Genomic DNA, 15,414 nt, shown 5'->3' with positions numbered 1-15,414 from the left:
TTTCCGGGAGCATTGCCATGCCCGTCGATTCTGCCAGTCTGGACACATTGACCGCCCTTAGCCGCAAGGCGCTGTGGTTGTCGTCCTGGACCATCCACCATGCCAACCACATCCGCCCGAATGCCGACGGCCTCAAAGTCGGCGGTCATCAGGCCTCGTCGGCCTCGCTCGCGACCATCATGTCGGCGCTGTATTTTCACGTGCTGAAACCTGAGGACCGCGTCGCGGTGAAGCCGCATGCGAGCCCGGTGTTCCACGCCATCCAGTATCTGTTCGGCCGGCAGACGCGCGAGAAGCTGGAGAACTTCCGCGGCTTCAAGGGCGCGCAGTCCTATCCCTCGCGCACCAAGGATGTCGACGACGTCGACTTCTCCACCGGCTCGGTGGGCCTCGGCGTCGCACAGACGCTGTTCTCATCGCTGGTGCAGGACTACGTCAAGGCGCATGGCTGGATGAAGGACCGTCGCGAAGGGCGGATGATTGCCCTCGTCGGCGATGCCGAGATGGACGAGGGCAACATTTTCGAAGCGCTCGCCGAAGGCTGGAAGCACGGCCTGCGCAACACCTGGTGGGTGGTCGACTATAACAGGCAGTCGCTCGACGCCGTCGTGCGTGAAGGGCTCTGGGAAAAGTTCGAGACCATGTTCCGCAATTTCGGCTGGGACGTGGTGATCGTGAAATATGGCCGCCTGATGCGGGAGGCCTTTGCCGAGCCCGGCGGCGAGGCGCTGAAAGCCTGGATCGACAATTGCCCGAACGCGCTCTATGCGGCGCTGTGTTTTCAAGGCGGCGCTGCGTTCCGAAAACACCTGCACGACGAGATCGGCGATCAGGGCCCGATCACGAAGCTGATCGACCGCCGCAGTGACGACGAACTGCTGGCGCTGATGTCGAACCTCGGCGGCCACGACATGGCGAGCATGCTGGAGGCGTTCGAATCTATCGACCACGATCGTCCGGTCTGCTTCATCGCCTACACCATCAAGGGCGTCGGCCTGCCATTCCAGGGCCACAAGGACAACCATGCCGGCCTGATGACGGTCGCGCAGATGGAGAAATATCGCGAGAGCCAGAACATCCGCCCCGGCCACGAATGGGACAAGTACGAGGGCCTCGCGCAGGACGCTGCCGAGCTCGACGCCTTCCTCGCGCGCGTGCCGTTCAACCAGGACGGCCGCCGGCTGACCGCGCCGGTCGTCGAGGTGCCCCTGCAACTTGCGTTCAAGCCGTCGCCGCAGATGTCGACCCAGCAGGGCTTTGGCCTCGTGCTGAACGAGATCGCGCGCGACGACAGCGAGCTCGCCAAACGTATCGTCACGACCTCACCCGACGTCACGGTCTCGACCAATCTCGGTCCGTGGGTGAACCGGCGCGGCCTGTTCGCGCGCGGCGAGAAGGCGGACTTATTCCGCAGCGAGAAAATTCCGTCCACCTTCAATTGGGACTTCTCGCCCAAGGGCCAGCACCTCGAGCTCGGCATCGCCGAGATGAACCTGTTCATCATGCTCTCGGCGCTCGGCCTGTCGCATCAGATCAACGGCGAACGGCTGCTGCCGGTCGGTACGCTCTACGATCCCTTCATCGAGCGCGGGCTCGATGCGCTGAACTATGCCTGCTACCAGGATGCGCGCTTCATGGTGGCGGCGACGCCATCAGGCATCACGCTGGCCCCTGAAGGCGGCGCACACCAGTCGATCGCCACGCCATTGATAGGCATGGCGCAGGACGGGCTCGCCTCGTTCGAGCCGGCCTTCGTCGACGAACTCGCCGTGATCATGGCGTGGGGCTTCAATCACATGCAGCGCGATCCGGGCGAGGGCGGCTCGGTCTATTTGCGGCTCTCGACGCGCAGCATCGAGCAGGCGCAGCGGATCATGACACCGGAGCTTGCGCAGGGCATCACTGACGGCGCCTATTGGCTGCGCAAGCCGGGGCCCAATGCCGAACTCGTGATCGCCTATACCGGCGCGGTCGCGCCCGAAGCGATCGAGGCGACCGGCTTCATCGGCGAGAGCCGCCGCGACATCGGCCTGCTCGCGATCACCTCGGCGGATCGTCTGCATGCGGGTTGGACCGCTGCGCGGAAATTGCGGCGGGATCGGCGTGGCGTGCAGCATCTCAGCCACATCGAAAAGCTGCTGGCGCCGCTGCCGCGCGACTGCGGCATCGTGACCGTGATCGACGGCCATCCCTCCGCGCTCGGCTGGCTCGGCAGCGTCCGCGGCCATCGCGTCGAAGCGCTCGGCGTCGAGCAGTTCGGCCAGACCGGCGCGATCGCGGACCTCTACCGTCATTACGGTATCGATGCGAATGCGATCATCGATGCGGCGGAAAGTCTCACCACCGGCGCACCGGTGCTGCACCGGAAGATGGCGGTGTAGTCGAGGTAACCTGGGTGCATGGGCCCCGGCTCAGCAGCGCACCGCTGAAGTAGCGCTGCGCTGCGTCCGGGGCACGAGAGTGTCTACACTCGTTCTAATCTCGTGTCCCGGACGCGGCGCGACATGAAATGTCGCGACGCAGAGCCGGGACCGATGGCCGCTTGCCTCGTCTCAAATCGCGTCCCATATTCCGCGCGTCCGCCGCAACGCTGGCCCCGCATATGGCGGGTTCAATTGCCGGCGCTTTCGTGCAAGGATGCCTGCCGAAACGCCCCCTCCAAGCCCCCAAGAAGAGGTTAACGATGGTCAATCGCATGCAATTCTACATCGACGGCGCCTGGGTCGATCCCGCCGTCAAGAAGTCCACCGCCGTGGTCAATCCCGCGACGGAAGAGGCGATGTACGAGGTTGCGCTGGGCTCCAAGGCTGACGTTGACAAGGCCGTCACTGCCGCCAAGCGCGCCTTTGCAACCTTCTCCCAGACCAGCCGCGAGGAGCGCGTCGCGCTGCTCACCAAAGTCATCGAGATCTACAAGGGCCGCCTCAAGGAGATCGGCGCCGCCGTCTCCGACGAGATGGGCGCACCGCTGCCGATGGCCGAGAAGCTCCAGGCCGGCGCTGGCCTCGGCCACCTCATGACCACGCTCGACGTGCTCAAGAACTACCACTTCGAGGAACCGGTCGGCACCGCCATGGTGCTGCGCGAGCCGATCGGCGTGGTCGGCATGATCACGCCCTGGAACTGGCCGCTGAACCAGATCGCGTGCAAGGTCGCGCCTGCGCTGGCCGCCGGCTGCACCATGATCCTGAAGCCGTCGGAGTTCACCCCGACTTCGGCGCTGATCTTCGCGGAAATCCTCCATGAAGCCGGCGTGCCGAAGGGCGTGTTCAACCTCGTCAACGGTCTCGGCCCCGAGGTCGGCGCCGCCATGAGCGAGCATCCCGACATCGACATGATCTCGTTCACCGGCTCGACCCGCGCCGGCATCGACGTGGCGAAGCGTGCGGCTCCGACCGTGAAGCGCGTCAGCCAGGAGCTCGGCGGCAAGTCGCCGAACGTCATCCTCGAAGGCGCCGACCTCACGAAGGCGGTGACCGGCGGCGTGATGCACATGTTCAACAACTCCGGCCAGTCCTGCAACGCGCCCTCGCGCATGATCGTGCCGCTGTCGAAGATGAAGGAAGTCGCCGCGATCGCGAAGGCTGTCGCCGACAAGACCAAGGCGGGCGATCCCCGCGCCGAAGGCACGACGATCGGTCCCGTGGTCAACCGCGGCCAGTGGGACAAGATCCAGGGCCTCATCAAGAAGGGTATCGACGAGGGCGCAACGCTCGTCGCCGGTGGCCCGGGCCTGCCCGAAGGCGTCAACAAGGGCTTCTATGTCCGCCCGACCATCTTCGCCGACGTCACCCCCGACATGACGATCGCCCGTGAAGAAATCTTCGGACCGGTGCTGACCATCATCGGTGCCAAGGACGAAGCCGAAGCCGTGCACATCGCCAACGACACGCCCTATGGCCTCGCGGGCTACGTCACGGGCGCTTCGGTTGAGGACGCCAAGCGCGTCGGCCGCCAGATCCGCGCCGGCAACGTCAACCTCCAGGGCGTGCCCAACGACCGCACCGCGCCGTTCGGCGGCTACAAGCAGTCGGGCAACGGCCGCGAGTGGGGCAAGTACGGCCTCGAGGACTTCCTCGAAGTAAAGGCGGTCGCCGGCTTCAACGCGGCGTAGGTTCTATCGCCTGAACAAACAAAGCGCCGGAGCGGCAAACCGCTCCGGCGTTTTTTGTTTGGGGCCCGTCATTGCGAGGAGCGGAGCGACGAAGCAATCCAGACCGTCTCCGCGGAGAGATTCTGGATTGCTTCGCTTCGCTCGCAATGACGGAGGAGAGATTTCGTAGGGTGGGCAAAGGAGCGTAGCGACGTGCCCGGCGAGGAATGGTGGGCACGCTTTCGCTTTGCCCACCCTACGAGATCGTCGCTGTGGAGCGCCTATCCCCCGACCGCGCCCTGCGTGTTCACATACAGGGCGTAGATCGACTGGCTCGCGGCCATGAACAGGCGGTTGCGCTTGACGCCGCCAAAGCAGAGGTTGGCGCAGCGCTCGGGCAGCGCGATGCGGCCGATCATGACGCCGTCGGGCGCGAACACCACGACGCCGTCGAGCTCGGGATCGCCCATGCCCCAGCCGCACCAGAGATTGCCGTCGATGTCGCAGCGCATGCCGTCCGGCGTGCCTGGACCTGCATCGATATGGACGCGCTTGTTGGAGATCGTGGTGCCATCCGCCGAGACGTCGTAGGCGAGGATCTTTCGGTTCGGCACCCCGCGCGATTCCACGACATACAGTATCTTCTCGTCGGGCGAGAAGCACAGCCCGTTAGGACCGAGCACGCCTTCGGCGACGATGGTCGCCTCGCGCGTCCCGGGATCGAGCCGATAGACGTTCGGCTCGATCTCGGGCTCCGCCTTGTAGCCCTCATAATTGCCGAGCAGGCCGAAGGTCGGATCGGTGAACCAGATCGAGCCGTCCGATTTAACAACGACATCGTTCGGCGAGTTCAGCTGCTTGCCGTTGAATTGATCCATCAGCACGGTGATGCTGCCGTCATATTCGGTGCGCACCACGCGGCGCCCGCCGTGCTCGCAGGTGACGAGACGGCCCTGGCGGTCGCGCGTGTTGCCGTTGGCGAAATTGGAGGGTTTTCGGAAGACCGACACGGCGCCGGTCTCCTCTTCCCATTTGATGATGCGCTGGTTCGGAATGTCGCTGCAGAGCAGATAGCGCCCGTCGCCGAACCACACGGGACCTTCGGCCCAGCGCAGACCGGTCGTCAGCCGCTCCACCGCCGAAAGTTTCAGCCAGTATTTTTCGAAGCGGGGGTCCAGTGCTTTTATCGCCGGATCAGGGTAATAGGTCGCCGGCCGCCAGCCTTGAGTGTGGGACGATGCATCGTTCATGTGCAATTCTCGTTGTTACGTTCCCTCTGCCCAAGTCTGCTAGCATCAGATATCCATGACCGCAAATCGGTCACCAAATATGAGGGAAAAATGCCGCGCATCTTGATGACGGGAGCTTCGGGCGGGATTGGAACGCGCTTGCGGACATTGCTGCCGCCGATCTATCCGGACCTGCTGCTCAGCGATATCCGCCCGCCGGGGGATCTCGGGGCGAACGAGCAGTTCAAGGCGGCGGACCTGTCCGACCTCGCGCAGTGCGAGGCGATCTGCGAGGGCGTCGACGGCATCATCCATTTCGGCGGCTATTCGGTCGAAGGCCCGTGGGACGACATCCTCCAGGCCAACATCATCGGCGGCTACAATCTGTTCGAGGCCGCGTACCGCAAGGGCGTCAAGCGCGTGGTGTTCGCCTCGTCGAACCATGCCGTCGGATTCTATCCGCGCCACCACAAGATCGGCACCGACGTCACCCCACGCCCGGACGGCCGCTATGGCGTCAGCAAGGTGTTCGGCGAAGCGCTCGGCGCGCTCTATGCCGACAAGCACGGCCTGAAAGTGACTTGCCTCCGCATCGGCAATTTCGGTGACGTGCCGCTGGACCTTCGCCGAATCTCGATCTGGCTGAAGCCGGAAGACCTGGTGCAGCTCTGCCAGATCGGGCTCGAGCATCCCGACATCCATTTCGAGGTGTTCTACGGCGTGTCCCTGAACGAGCGTGCCTGGTGGGACAACCACCGCGCCTACGAGTTTGGCTACCGCCCGACCGGCCGCTCCGAGGATCATGTGGCGCACGCGATGGCCGAGCAGGCCAAGCTCAAGCCGGATCCGGTCGGCGATCACTACCAGGGCGGCGCGTTCTGCAGCAACGAGTTCGACGGCGACGCGAGCCGGATTATCGACTGGAATAAGCGGTAGGGTGCGGGCTCGCCAATTCCTGACAATTGCTGCGGCCGGGCCAAGCGCCCGGCTTGCGGCTCAAGGCGGCCAATTGTCGTCGATCAACGCATGTCGGCGGGCGCCGGCGCAGATCGTCCGTGACGTGCCCGGACAATTGGGGTCCGTGTGATCGCATTACCTGTTGCACGTCATTTCGCAACGCGCGCTTCCTGTTTGCTGGTCACATGCCAGAGCACCACGTGGTAATGCGGTACATCCACGCCGGGGTGACCCGGGTTGAAGTAGAGACTGACGTGATCAACTGGTGCCGCGGACCCCGCCCCCTCCAATGATTTGTGATCGTCGATGTCCTCGTTCGGGACCATGTACACGGTCGCCACCAGACGATCCCTGCGATCGAAGCACAGGAACGGCCCCAGCGGCAAAGTGTCGGGCTTGACGAAGATGATGCCGAGGCCCGGAAAGAACTTCGGGAAGTTCACGAGATCGCTGACCCGCTTGTATCCGTTTTTTTCGGCGACCTTCCGCTGATTTGGCGGCGGACGAACGACTTCGTGCTTCCTGTGCACCTTGCTGCTTCGGTGAGGGGCTGTCCTGGTTTGCTCCGCCTGGTCGGCCGGTGGCGCGGCGGTCGGTGCGAGCGTCTGCGGCTCTGGCGGCCAGAAGGGAGCAAATTGGGCGGCGGGACGCCTCACGTCGGCGATCAAGGCGAGTAACGCAACCAGGGTTGTCCTCACAAGCGCGTTGCGCATCGACACCTCCCGAGGTTCTTGCCGAGGTTCTCTTGCCGAGGTTTTCTTGCCGGGGTTTGTTTGCCGAGGTTTGCTCGCCAAAGCTTGCTCACTTGCCCGGATTGCGTTCTCGCCAGCGCAGGAAGTCCCGGAACAATTCTTCGCGGTCTGGCGGATTGGCGGTTGGCTTTCCTTCGAGGAATCGGCCGAACGCCTTGCGAAGCGCGGCCTCGCCGCCGGATTGCTGCTGGAGCCAGCGCTCTGCCGGTCGGAATCGTCGCCATCCGGGGAGCAGCGCGGCCAGGTTCACCTCGCGCCATTTGGGGTGATGTGCGTCGCCGAGAAATTCAGGAAAGCGCGTGAACAGTGTCTGGACGAATAACTCCAACAGCCGGAACCGTTCGTTGCGGGGCGGCCAGTTGTAGGCGAAGAGGGCGGATTTGATCGCGATCGTGTCGACAGTTGCATCGATCCCCAGGATATTCGGGTAATCTTCGTGGCGGAGCGTCGATGGCAGGTAGTCTTGCTGCAGCAGCTCCTTGGAATAGGGAATGGGCAAGAAGTGAACACCCCCGGCTTGCCCAACGCGCGCGAGGAAGCTGACTGGTTTTCCCGAGACCAATAGGGCGGCGGAGATGTCTCCCTTCCGCATCCCCTCCAGTGCGGCGTCCGGTCCCAGGTTGGACTCGATGATCTTGACGCCCAGACGGTTCAGCACCTCGCGGCCAAGCACCGCACTGGCACTGCCGTCCTCGCCGAGATTGACCCTCTTCCCCGCAAGATCCGCCAGGCTTGCGATCTCCGGGCGCGCGAGGAGATGGAACTCTTCGACATGGAGCGGGGCGATGTAGACTAGCTTGTGAGAGATGTCTCCGAACGTCTTTGCTTCCCGGAGCCGGTCGACCAGGATAACAGGTGCGATCGCCACGTCGGCACCCGCCAGGGTGAGCACGTCCAGGATGCTGCGGCTGCCGCCGTTTCCCACGATTGGCACAACCCGCAAAGCGACTTCGCCATGAGGGCCCGACTCCTGGCCACTGGCCAGTGTGGTCGCAATATCCTGCGCTATTGCGAATTCAGTGCATTGCGGCGTACCGGTTACGAAGCCCATCGTAAATGGGTCCGCAGGTCGTCTCGTTTCTTTCCTGGGGGCGCTTTCTTTTCGCGGAGTGGCTTTCCCGGGATCACTCGGAGAAGCGGAAGGCTGCGTTTGTGCGAGGGACTCCTGGACCTGTCCGCCGAGCCAGGCCGCTGCAATCAATGCCATGAACAAACCGGCCCGCATCGCTCCGCAGACCCTCATTGTTCAAACCTGCGCGGTAGCCAGCCCTCCCTTGGGCTGACACGCTCCGATGAGTCGTTATCTGCCACGTCCGAAGCACGACGGGAATGAATCTCGCTCAGGCCTTCCAACGCGCTCGGGCTAGCGACGTTCCCGTTTCGGATCTATACAGCTCGTTTCGTGGCAGGAACTTGCTTAGCTAGCGCCCGGCCTCGTCCTCAGCGATGCGCTTGAGATGATCCGACTTGCTGAACTGCATGTGGTCGACCCAGAGCTGCCAGCTGTCGCGGCACTCGCGCCGGCACGCGGCCTAGTCCATGCCCTCATCGGGAATGTTCAATACCGTCCCACAGGCCTTGCAATGCACCGCGTCGACGTCATGGCGCTGTAGACCGCAGACCGGACAGGGAAAGCGGACCTTGGACGGCGCGAGCAATGCCTTGGCGAGATTCAGGAACAAGGTCACGCCAAAGATCATGATGACGACGGTGATCAGGCGTCCGACGGTGCCGGGCAAGGTGATGTCGCCGAAGCCGGTCGTGGTCAGTGCGGTGACCGTGAAGTAGAGCGCGTCTGCATAGTTCGCGATCTGATGGTTGTGAGATTTCTGGGTCTCGTAGACGATCCCTGTCATCACGAAGATGAACACCCCGAGGTTCGCGACCGCAAAGACGACTTCCTCGTTTCGGCGGAAGAAGGCGCTATCGACCCGCAGCCGCGCCACCATCTGATAGTCACGCAGCAGTCGCAATGTTCGAAATGCACGCAGGAAGCCGCCGGCTTCTCCGGCAAGCGGCGCAAGGAACGAAATGATGACGACGATGTCGGTCCAGGTCGAAAGCCGCGCCAGGTCGCGCAGCGGCTGGCGGCTGATGATCATCCGCGCCGCGAAATCCGCAAGGATCAGGACGCCGAACACGACATCGAGCGATTCGATGGCCCTGTTGCGAGGCAGGAAAGAGGTCGCGATGATGAACAGGACCGTGACGATATCGAGTGCAAGCAGGGCGTATCGGAATTTGATGCAGCCGAATGTGTCACCTTCATAGAGCTGTCGGATCCTGCCTTTCAGGGCCTCGAATGGGACGACGACTGCATCGAGCAGCCCATGTCCCCTCGTGCTGTTGCGATCAAGCGCCATGGTCAGCGGCCGCCGCGCGGATCTTTCGGCACTTATCCCTCCGAAGGATCCAGCACTTCGCCGATCTTGTGAACGGCGACATTGATCGACATGCCGAGATAGTCGCCGGGATCGCCGAACCACGAGCCGGCCAGCGGCACGGCCTGGCCCGGATGCCGCGCGATGGCCACGGGGATGAGGTCGAAGCCGTCGCTGAGGCTGTTGGTTGGATCGTAATCGAGCCAGCCGGCGCCGGGCAGGAACACCTGCACCCATGCGTGGGTCGCGCCGGAGCCGGTCATGCCCACCGCGCCGCCATCGAGCGATGCGTCGTAGAGATAGCCGCTGACGAAACGAGACGCGAACCCGAGCCGGCGCAACGTCTCGATCATCAGCCAAGCGAAGTCCCGGCAGGTGCCTGATTTGGTGCGCAGCGTCTCGCTGGGGGACTGCGTGCCTTCCGCATCTCTTCCGCGATAGGCGAACTCGCTGCGAAACGAGCCCAGCATGCGGTGCAGCACGTCGGCGGTCCGGTCCTGATCGCCGGCAACGAAGCTCTTGGTCCACGCCGCATGGCTGCCGTCCGGATCGTCGGCATGCGGACGCAGATACCCGGCAAGGTCGGTCCACTCGTCCGGCGTATACTGCACGGGCACTTCCTCGGCCCTCGGCTCGAGCGGAAACGACTCCAGGCCCTTGATGCCGAAATAGACGCCGCGCACCTTGAACGTGAACGTCAGCTCGCTGCCGGGTTCGCTGAAGTCCATCACCGTAACGGCATTGGAACGGGAGTCGGTGACCCAGTGCACCTTTGATGACAGGCTGGTGGAAGCTGACCAGCGAAGCAGCCGGGTCGAGGCGCCGCGCCGCGGCAGGAACATCGCCCGGTGCGTGCCGAACCTCACCGGCTTTGCATAGCGGTAGGTCGTGGTGTGCGTGATCTCGCCTATGATCGCCATGCGTTGATCCGCTTCGCGTTGCGGAGCGCATTGAGCGCCTTCCCGCGCAAGAGAGCAGGCACCAGCTTTCGGCCCGGCCGCTTCCGCCCATTGATCTAGATCAACGTCGTTCCCGGGATCGTCTGGCCCATCAAGCGATCACGCATTCCTTCAGACGTTGATGTGCAAACCGACCGAATGGAGCGATGGACATGGGTATCCTTTGGACGATCATCATTGGATTTATCGTCGGCGTAGTCGCGAAATTCATCATGCCCGGCGACAAATCCGAGCCCACGGGGTTTATCCTGACGACGATTTTGGGAATCGTCGGCGCGTTCGTCGCGACCTGGCTCGGTCAGGCCGTGGGATGGTATAAGTTCGGGGAGGGCGCCGGCTTCATCGGGAGCATCGTCGGCGCCATCATTCTCCTCTTCCTGTACGGGCTTGTCATGGGCCGTCAGGGGCGCGCTTGAAAGTCGCGCTATCCGCTGTCGCGATGCTCGCGATGATCGTCTCAGAGCTTGCGCGAGCCGCAGCCCTCAGCGACGCCGAGGCGACATTCCTCGACCAGCTCGTAACGGCCTCCGTCGTGTTGGAGCAGCGATGCGACGGTTACGAGGTCGATGGTGCCGGCGGCGTTCAGCTCGGCGCCCGGCTGCTCGGCAGCCCCGAGGCCGCGATGGCCATGATCGACGCCTATGCCGCCGCCATCAAGGCCCGCGACGGCGAGACCTACGACCCCGGCAAGTTCCGCCCCGAGGTGTCCGACGCGGCCGGCAAGACGTTCAGACGCGTTCGGGCGGACTTGATCAAGAACCCAAAAGCGGCCTGCGCCGACTATGGCGATGCCGGCGTGGATCGCGGTCTGCTGAGGCGGTACTGAACGTGCATGTGCGGTAGCGCCGATCCGCGCCATCTGCGGACCTTGAGCGGCGGGACGGGTAGGCATCACATCCAGCCAGCGCTTGGGAGGCGTTGATGGCCATCCTGTATTTCGACGAGGCTGAGGTCGGCAGATTGCGGACGGCGGGCCCGTATCAGGTATCGAAGGACGAGATCATTGAATTTGCCAGGAAGTTCGACCCGCAGCCCTTTCATGTCGATGAGGAAGCTGCCGCACGCTCGGTCTTTGCGGGGTTGACGGCATCAAGTGCTCACACCTTCGCAATCCTCATTTCATTGTTGAGCAAGACCCAGCCGTTTTCGCTTCGTGTCCTGGCCGGGCTCGGTTTTGATGAACTCAGGTTGCCCACGCCGGTGCGCCCGGGAGACGAGCTTGGTCTTGATGTGACGATTCTGGAGAAGCGCGAAACCAAGTCGCATCCCGACAGGGGTGTCGTCCGCAACCAGATACATCTCCGTAATCAGAAACGCGAAATCGTGCTGCAATGCATCGGCACAGTCCTCGTCGCGTGCCGGCCGGTCGCGAACTCCTGAGACGTCGAAGCGAAGCCTACTGCCGTGCCTCGCCCCCAGAAATCCGCGCCAGATAGTCCGCCTTGCTGAACTGCATGTGATCCACACAGAGCTGGGCCAGCGCCCAGCTGTCGCGGCCCTTCAACAGCTCGATCATCAATTCGTGCTGGCGGCGCGATTGGGCGAGACCCTCGCGGTCGGCGAGGTTCTTGGCGCGCATCGGCAGCGTGAGGTTCATGTAGTCCTGGAGCGAACGCACCAGATAGGGGTTGCCGCAGGCTGCGAACAGCGCGACGTGGAAGGCGTCGTTGGCTTCGTGGATACCGCGCAGGTCGCGGATGTCGGCCTTCGCGCAATAGTCCCGCTGCAAGGCGGAGAGTTCGTCGATCAGGGCTTGCGGCGCGGGCAGGGGGATCATCAGCGCGGCCTGTCGCGTCAGCATCTCGCGGACCTCGTAGATCTGCCGGACTTCCTCGGCCGAGTAGAACCGCACGGTGGCGCCGACATTCTTCTCGCGGCGGACGATGCCGCGGCGTTCGGCATCGACCAGCGCCTGGCGCACGAAGTGGCGGGAGGTGCCGTAGCGCGACATCAGCGCGTCTTCGGTCAGGCGCGCACCCGGCGGCAGGCGGCCGAAGATGATGTCCTCCTCCAGCCGCGCGACGACGTCGTCCGGGTCGTCGCGCCGGACCGGCATTGCCTCAGCGGTGCGAATGTCGGACATCCCCTCAGCCTCCGGCTTCGGCCGGTCCGTCCTGTGGAGCAGGGACGGGCTGGATTGTCAATAATTCGTGGTCAAAAGCGGTGTCTCAGGCCAGAAACCGCGACAATATGGACCAATCTTATTGACAATCGAGGGGCAGGCTGTACCACAATGGCAACTTGAGGAGTGGCATGATGACGAGTGGCTTGCGCAAGGGTCTGACCAGCTATGGCGATGCCGGCTTCTCGCTGTTCCTGCGCAAGGCGTTCATCAAGGCCATGGGCTATTCCGACGACGCGCTGGAGCGCCCGATCGTCGGCATCACCAACACCTACAGCGACTACAATCCCTGCCACGGCAACGTCCCGCAGATCATTGAGGCCGCGAAGCGCGGCGTGATGCTGTCGGGCGCCATGCCGTTCGTGTTTCCGACCATCTCGATCGCCGAGAGCTTCGCGCATCCGACCTCGATGTATCTGCGCAACCTGATGGCGATGGACACCGAGGAGATGATCCGGGCGCAGCCGATGGATTCGGTGATCGTGATCGGCGGCTGCGACAAGACCCTTCCTGCGCAGGTCATGGCCGCGATCAGCGCCGATTTGCCGACCGTGGTCATCCCGGTCGGGCCGATGGTCGTCGGCCACCATAAGGGTGAGGTGCTCGGCGCCTGCACCGACTGCCGCCGTCTCTGGGGCAAGTATCGCGCCGGCGAAATGGACGATGCCGAGATCGAGGCGGTCAATGGCCGCCTCGCGCCGTCGGTCGGCACCTGCATGGTGATGGGCACGGCCTCGACCATGGCCTGCATGATCGAAGCCATGGGTCTCTCGCTGCCGATGAGTGCGACGATCCCGGCGCCGCATGCCGAGCGCTTCCGTCTGGCTGAAGCGAGCGGCCGGGTTGCGGCGGAGATGGCCAAGACCAAGGGGCCGAAGCCGAGCGAACTCTTGACGCCGGCATCGTTCAGGAACGCGCAGGTCGTGCTTCAGGCCATCGGCGGCTCGACCAACGGCCTGATCCATCTGACGGCGATGGCGCATCGCTCGCCGCATCGGCTCGACCTCGAGGTGTTCGACCAGATCGGCCGCGAAGTGCCGGTGCTGGTCGATCTCAAGCCGTCGGGCGAACATTACATGGAGCACTTCCACCACGCCGGCGGCGTGCCGAAATTGCTGGCACAGCTTGGCGACCTCGTCGATCTCGACGCCAAGACCATCTCCGGCCAGACGCTGCGCGATGTTGTGGCGAATGCGGAGGACGTGCCAGGCCAGGACGCGATCCGCCCGCGCGACAATCCGATCAAGAAGGAAGGCGGCCTTGCCGTTCTGCACGGCAACCTCGCGCCGCGCGGCGCCGTCATCAAGCAGTCGGCCGCGAGCCCCAAGCTGTTGAAGCACACGGGGCGCGCGGTGGTGTTCGAATCCGTCGAGGACATGACCTTGCGGGTCGATGATCCCGAGCTCGACGTGAACTCCGACGACGTGCTGGTGCTGCGCAACGCCGGCCCCAAGGGCGCGCCCGGCATGCCCGAGGCGGGGTATCTGCCGATCCCGAAGAAGCTCGCGCGCGGCGGCACCAAGGACATGGTGCGCATTTCGGATGCGCGCATGAGCGGCACCGCGTTTGGCACCATCGTGCTTCATATCACGCCGGAATCCGCCGTCGGCGGGCCGCTCGCGCTGGTGAAGAACGGCGACATGATCAGCCTGGATGTTGCCAGGCGCAGCATCGAGCTGCTGGTCGATGCTGCCGAGCTGGAGCGTCGGCGCACCGCATTGAAGCCGGCCGCAGCACCCGAAGAGGCGCGGCGTGGCTACGCCTGGCTGTTCAACGAGACCATCATGCAGGCCGACGAGGGCTGCGACTTCGATTTCATGCAGAGGACTGGGAAGCAGACTGAGACGGGGTGACGAACCACCCGAACGAACGCTCAGACCGCTAAAGCGGCGGGCGGTAAAACAGGGGGAAACGATGATTGCACGATCCATGCGTGGGTTGGCGGCTATGGCCGCCGTACTTTTCGTCAGCGGGGCCGGGGCACAGGAGGTGAAGCATTACCGCTTTGCCTACGATCAGCCGCGCAACACCGGCTATTCCATCGCGGGCGACCTCTTTGCCGACAAGCTCAAGGAATTGAGCAAGGGCACCATGATCATCGACCAGTATCCCGGCGCGCAGCTCGGGCAGGAGCCGCAGGTGCTCCAGCTCGTGAAGGCCGGCGACATCGAATTCGCGATCATCTCCTCGGCCAACACCGCGACGATCTCGCCGCAGGCCGGCGTGATGTCGCTGCACTATCTGTTCCGCGACGAGAACCACGTGATCAAGGGGCTGGCCGATCCCCGCGTGTTCGAAGCGCTCAAGACCATGATCGACGAGACCACGCAGGGCCTGCACGTGATCGCGACGGGTTCGCAGGGTGTGCGCCACATGTACTCCAAGAAGGAGCTTCACAATGTCGGCGACATCAAGGGGCTGAAGATCCGCGTCCAGGCGACCGCGACCGAGGACACCATGTTCCCGGCCTACGGTGCCCAGACCGTGCATATGCCGTTCGGCAGCGTCTACACGAGCTTGCAAACCGGCGTCGTCGACGTCGCCGAGAACAGCATCAACGTCTACCTCGTCAACAAGCACTACGAGGTCGCGCCGGTCCTCAACATCACCGAGCACGAAGCCAACAACGCGCTGGTGTTCGTCTCCGACAAGCTCTGGCAGAGCCTGTCCGCCGAACAGAAGCAGTGGGTGCAGACCGCGGCCAACGAGGTCAGCACGAAAGAGCCCGCGAAGGCGTTCGACCTCGAGCGCACGGCGGCCGAGAAGCTGAAGAAGATGGGCGTGAAGGTCGTCGACAATGTCGACAAGAAGAGTTTCACGATGGTCGCCGATCCCTATCTCGACAAGCTCGCCAAGGAGCTCGGCCCGCATGCCGAGAAGATCAAGAATTTGATCCGGTCGGTGAACTAGTTCCAGCAAAG

14 protein-coding genes are annotated in these 15,414 nt (G+C 63.7%); 8 read left to right on the top strand and 6 right to left on the bottom strand.

Annotated elements, in window-relative coordinates:
* Positions 1-17: 17 nt before the first annotated feature.
* Complete coding sequence (locus JQ627_RS05345; RefSeq protein ID WP_212483076.1) at positions 18-2,381, top strand: transketolase; 2,364 nt, start codon at positions 18-20, stop codon at positions 2,379-2,381.
* A 302-nt stretch (positions 2,382-2,683) separates the two neighbouring features.
* Complete coding sequence (locus tag JQ627_RS05340; protein WP_212483075.1) at positions 2,684-4,114, top strand: aldehyde dehydrogenase family protein; 1,431 nt, start codon at positions 2,684-2,686, stop codon at positions 4,112-4,114.
* Positions 4,115-4,374: 260 nt separating this feature from the next.
* Here JQ627_RS05340 and JQ627_RS05335 read toward each other — a convergent pair whose 3' ends face one another.
* Entirely contained in the window at positions 4,375-5,343 is a 969-nt protein-coding gene (locus tag JQ627_RS05335) for an SMP-30/gluconolactonase/LRE family protein (protein ID WP_212483074.1), read from the bottom strand.
* A 90-nt stretch (positions 5,344-5,433) separates the two neighbouring features.
* Here JQ627_RS05335 and JQ627_RS05330 point away from each other — a divergent pair, with 90 nt between their 5' ends.
* Positions 5,434-6,258: an NAD(P)-dependent oxidoreductase gene (locus tag JQ627_RS05330; RefSeq protein WP_212483073.1), complete on the top strand. Its 825-nt coding sequence runs from the start codon at positions 5,434-5,436 to the stop codon at positions 6,256-6,258.
* 170 nt (positions 6,259-6,428) lie between these two features.
* Here the strand turns inward: JQ627_RS05330 and JQ627_RS05325 are convergent, their stop codons facing one another.
* From JQ627_RS05325 to JQ627_RS05310, 4 genes are all read right to left on the bottom strand, one after another.
* A complete protein-coding gene (locus JQ627_RS05325; protein ID WP_212483072.1) occupies positions 6,429-6,992 on the bottom strand; it encodes a hypothetical protein in 564 nt (187 codons plus the stop codon).
* A gap of 88 nt (positions 6,993-7,080) precedes the next feature.
* Complete coding sequence (locus JQ627_RS05320) at positions 7,081-8,082, bottom strand: TAXI family TRAP transporter solute-binding subunit (protein WP_249142851.1); 1,002 nt, start codon at positions 8,080-8,082, stop codon at positions 7,081-7,083.
* Positions 8,083-8,563: 481 nt separating this feature from the next.
* Positions 8,564-9,394, bottom strand: coding sequence for a potassium channel family protein (locus JQ627_RS05315; protein ID WP_212483070.1), 831 nt, complete (start codon positions 9,392-9,394; stop codon positions 8,564-8,566).
* A 32-nt stretch (positions 9,395-9,426) separates the two neighbouring features.
* Positions 9,427-10,332: a transglutaminase family protein gene (locus tag JQ627_RS05310; protein ID WP_212483069.1), complete on the bottom strand. Its 906-nt coding sequence runs from the start codon at positions 10,330-10,332 to the stop codon at positions 9,427-9,429.
* A gap of 191 nt (positions 10,333-10,523) precedes the next feature.
* Between JQ627_RS05310 and JQ627_RS05305 the strand changes: the two genes are divergently transcribed.
* From JQ627_RS05305 to JQ627_RS05295, 3 genes are all read left to right on the top strand, one after another.
* Entirely contained in the window at positions 10,524-10,787 is a 264-nt protein-coding gene (locus JQ627_RS05305) for a GlsB/YeaQ/YmgE family stress response membrane protein (protein ID WP_212483173.1), read from the top strand.
* Positions 10,784-11,197: a hypothetical protein gene (locus tag JQ627_RS05300; RefSeq protein ID WP_212483068.1), complete on the top strand. Its 414-nt coding sequence runs from the start codon at positions 10,784-10,786 to the stop codon at positions 11,195-11,197. The genes JQ627_RS05305 and JQ627_RS05300 overlap by 4 nt, the downstream gene beginning before the upstream one ends.
* A gap of 95 nt (positions 11,198-11,292) precedes the next feature.
* Positions 11,293-11,751 (top strand): MaoC/PaaZ C-terminal domain-containing protein, encoded by a 459-nt coding sequence (locus JQ627_RS05295; RefSeq protein WP_212483067.1) that lies wholly within the window; start codon positions 11,293-11,295, stop codon positions 11,749-11,751.
* 16 nt (positions 11,752-11,767) lie between these two features.
* On the opposite strand, the gene JQ627_RS05290 is transcribed toward JQ627_RS05295, so the two are convergent.
* Entirely contained in the window at positions 11,768-12,454 is a 687-nt protein-coding gene (locus tag JQ627_RS05290) for a GntR family transcriptional regulator (RefSeq protein WP_212483066.1), read from the bottom strand.
* 173 nt (positions 12,455-12,627) lie between these two features.
* Here JQ627_RS05290 and JQ627_RS05285 point away from each other — a divergent pair, with 173 nt between their 5' ends.
* Positions 12,628-14,346: an IlvD/Edd family dehydratase gene (locus tag JQ627_RS05285; RefSeq protein ID WP_212483065.1), complete on the top strand. Its 1,719-nt coding sequence runs from the start codon at positions 12,628-12,630 to the stop codon at positions 14,344-14,346.
* Positions 14,347-14,407: 61 nt separating this feature from the next.
* Entirely contained in the window at positions 14,408-15,403 is a 996-nt protein-coding gene (locus JQ627_RS05280; RefSeq protein WP_212483064.1) for a TRAP transporter substrate-binding protein, read from the top strand.
* Positions 15,404-15,414 lie beyond the last annotated feature (11 nt).

Source organism: Bradyrhizobium liaoningense (genome assembly GCF_018130785.1).
In the GTDB taxonomy this organism is placed as follows: domain Bacteria; phylum Pseudomonadota; class Alphaproteobacteria; order Rhizobiales; family Xanthobacteraceae; genus Bradyrhizobium; species Bradyrhizobium liaoningense_A.
This window is presented reverse-complemented; position numbering and strand designations above follow the sequence as displayed.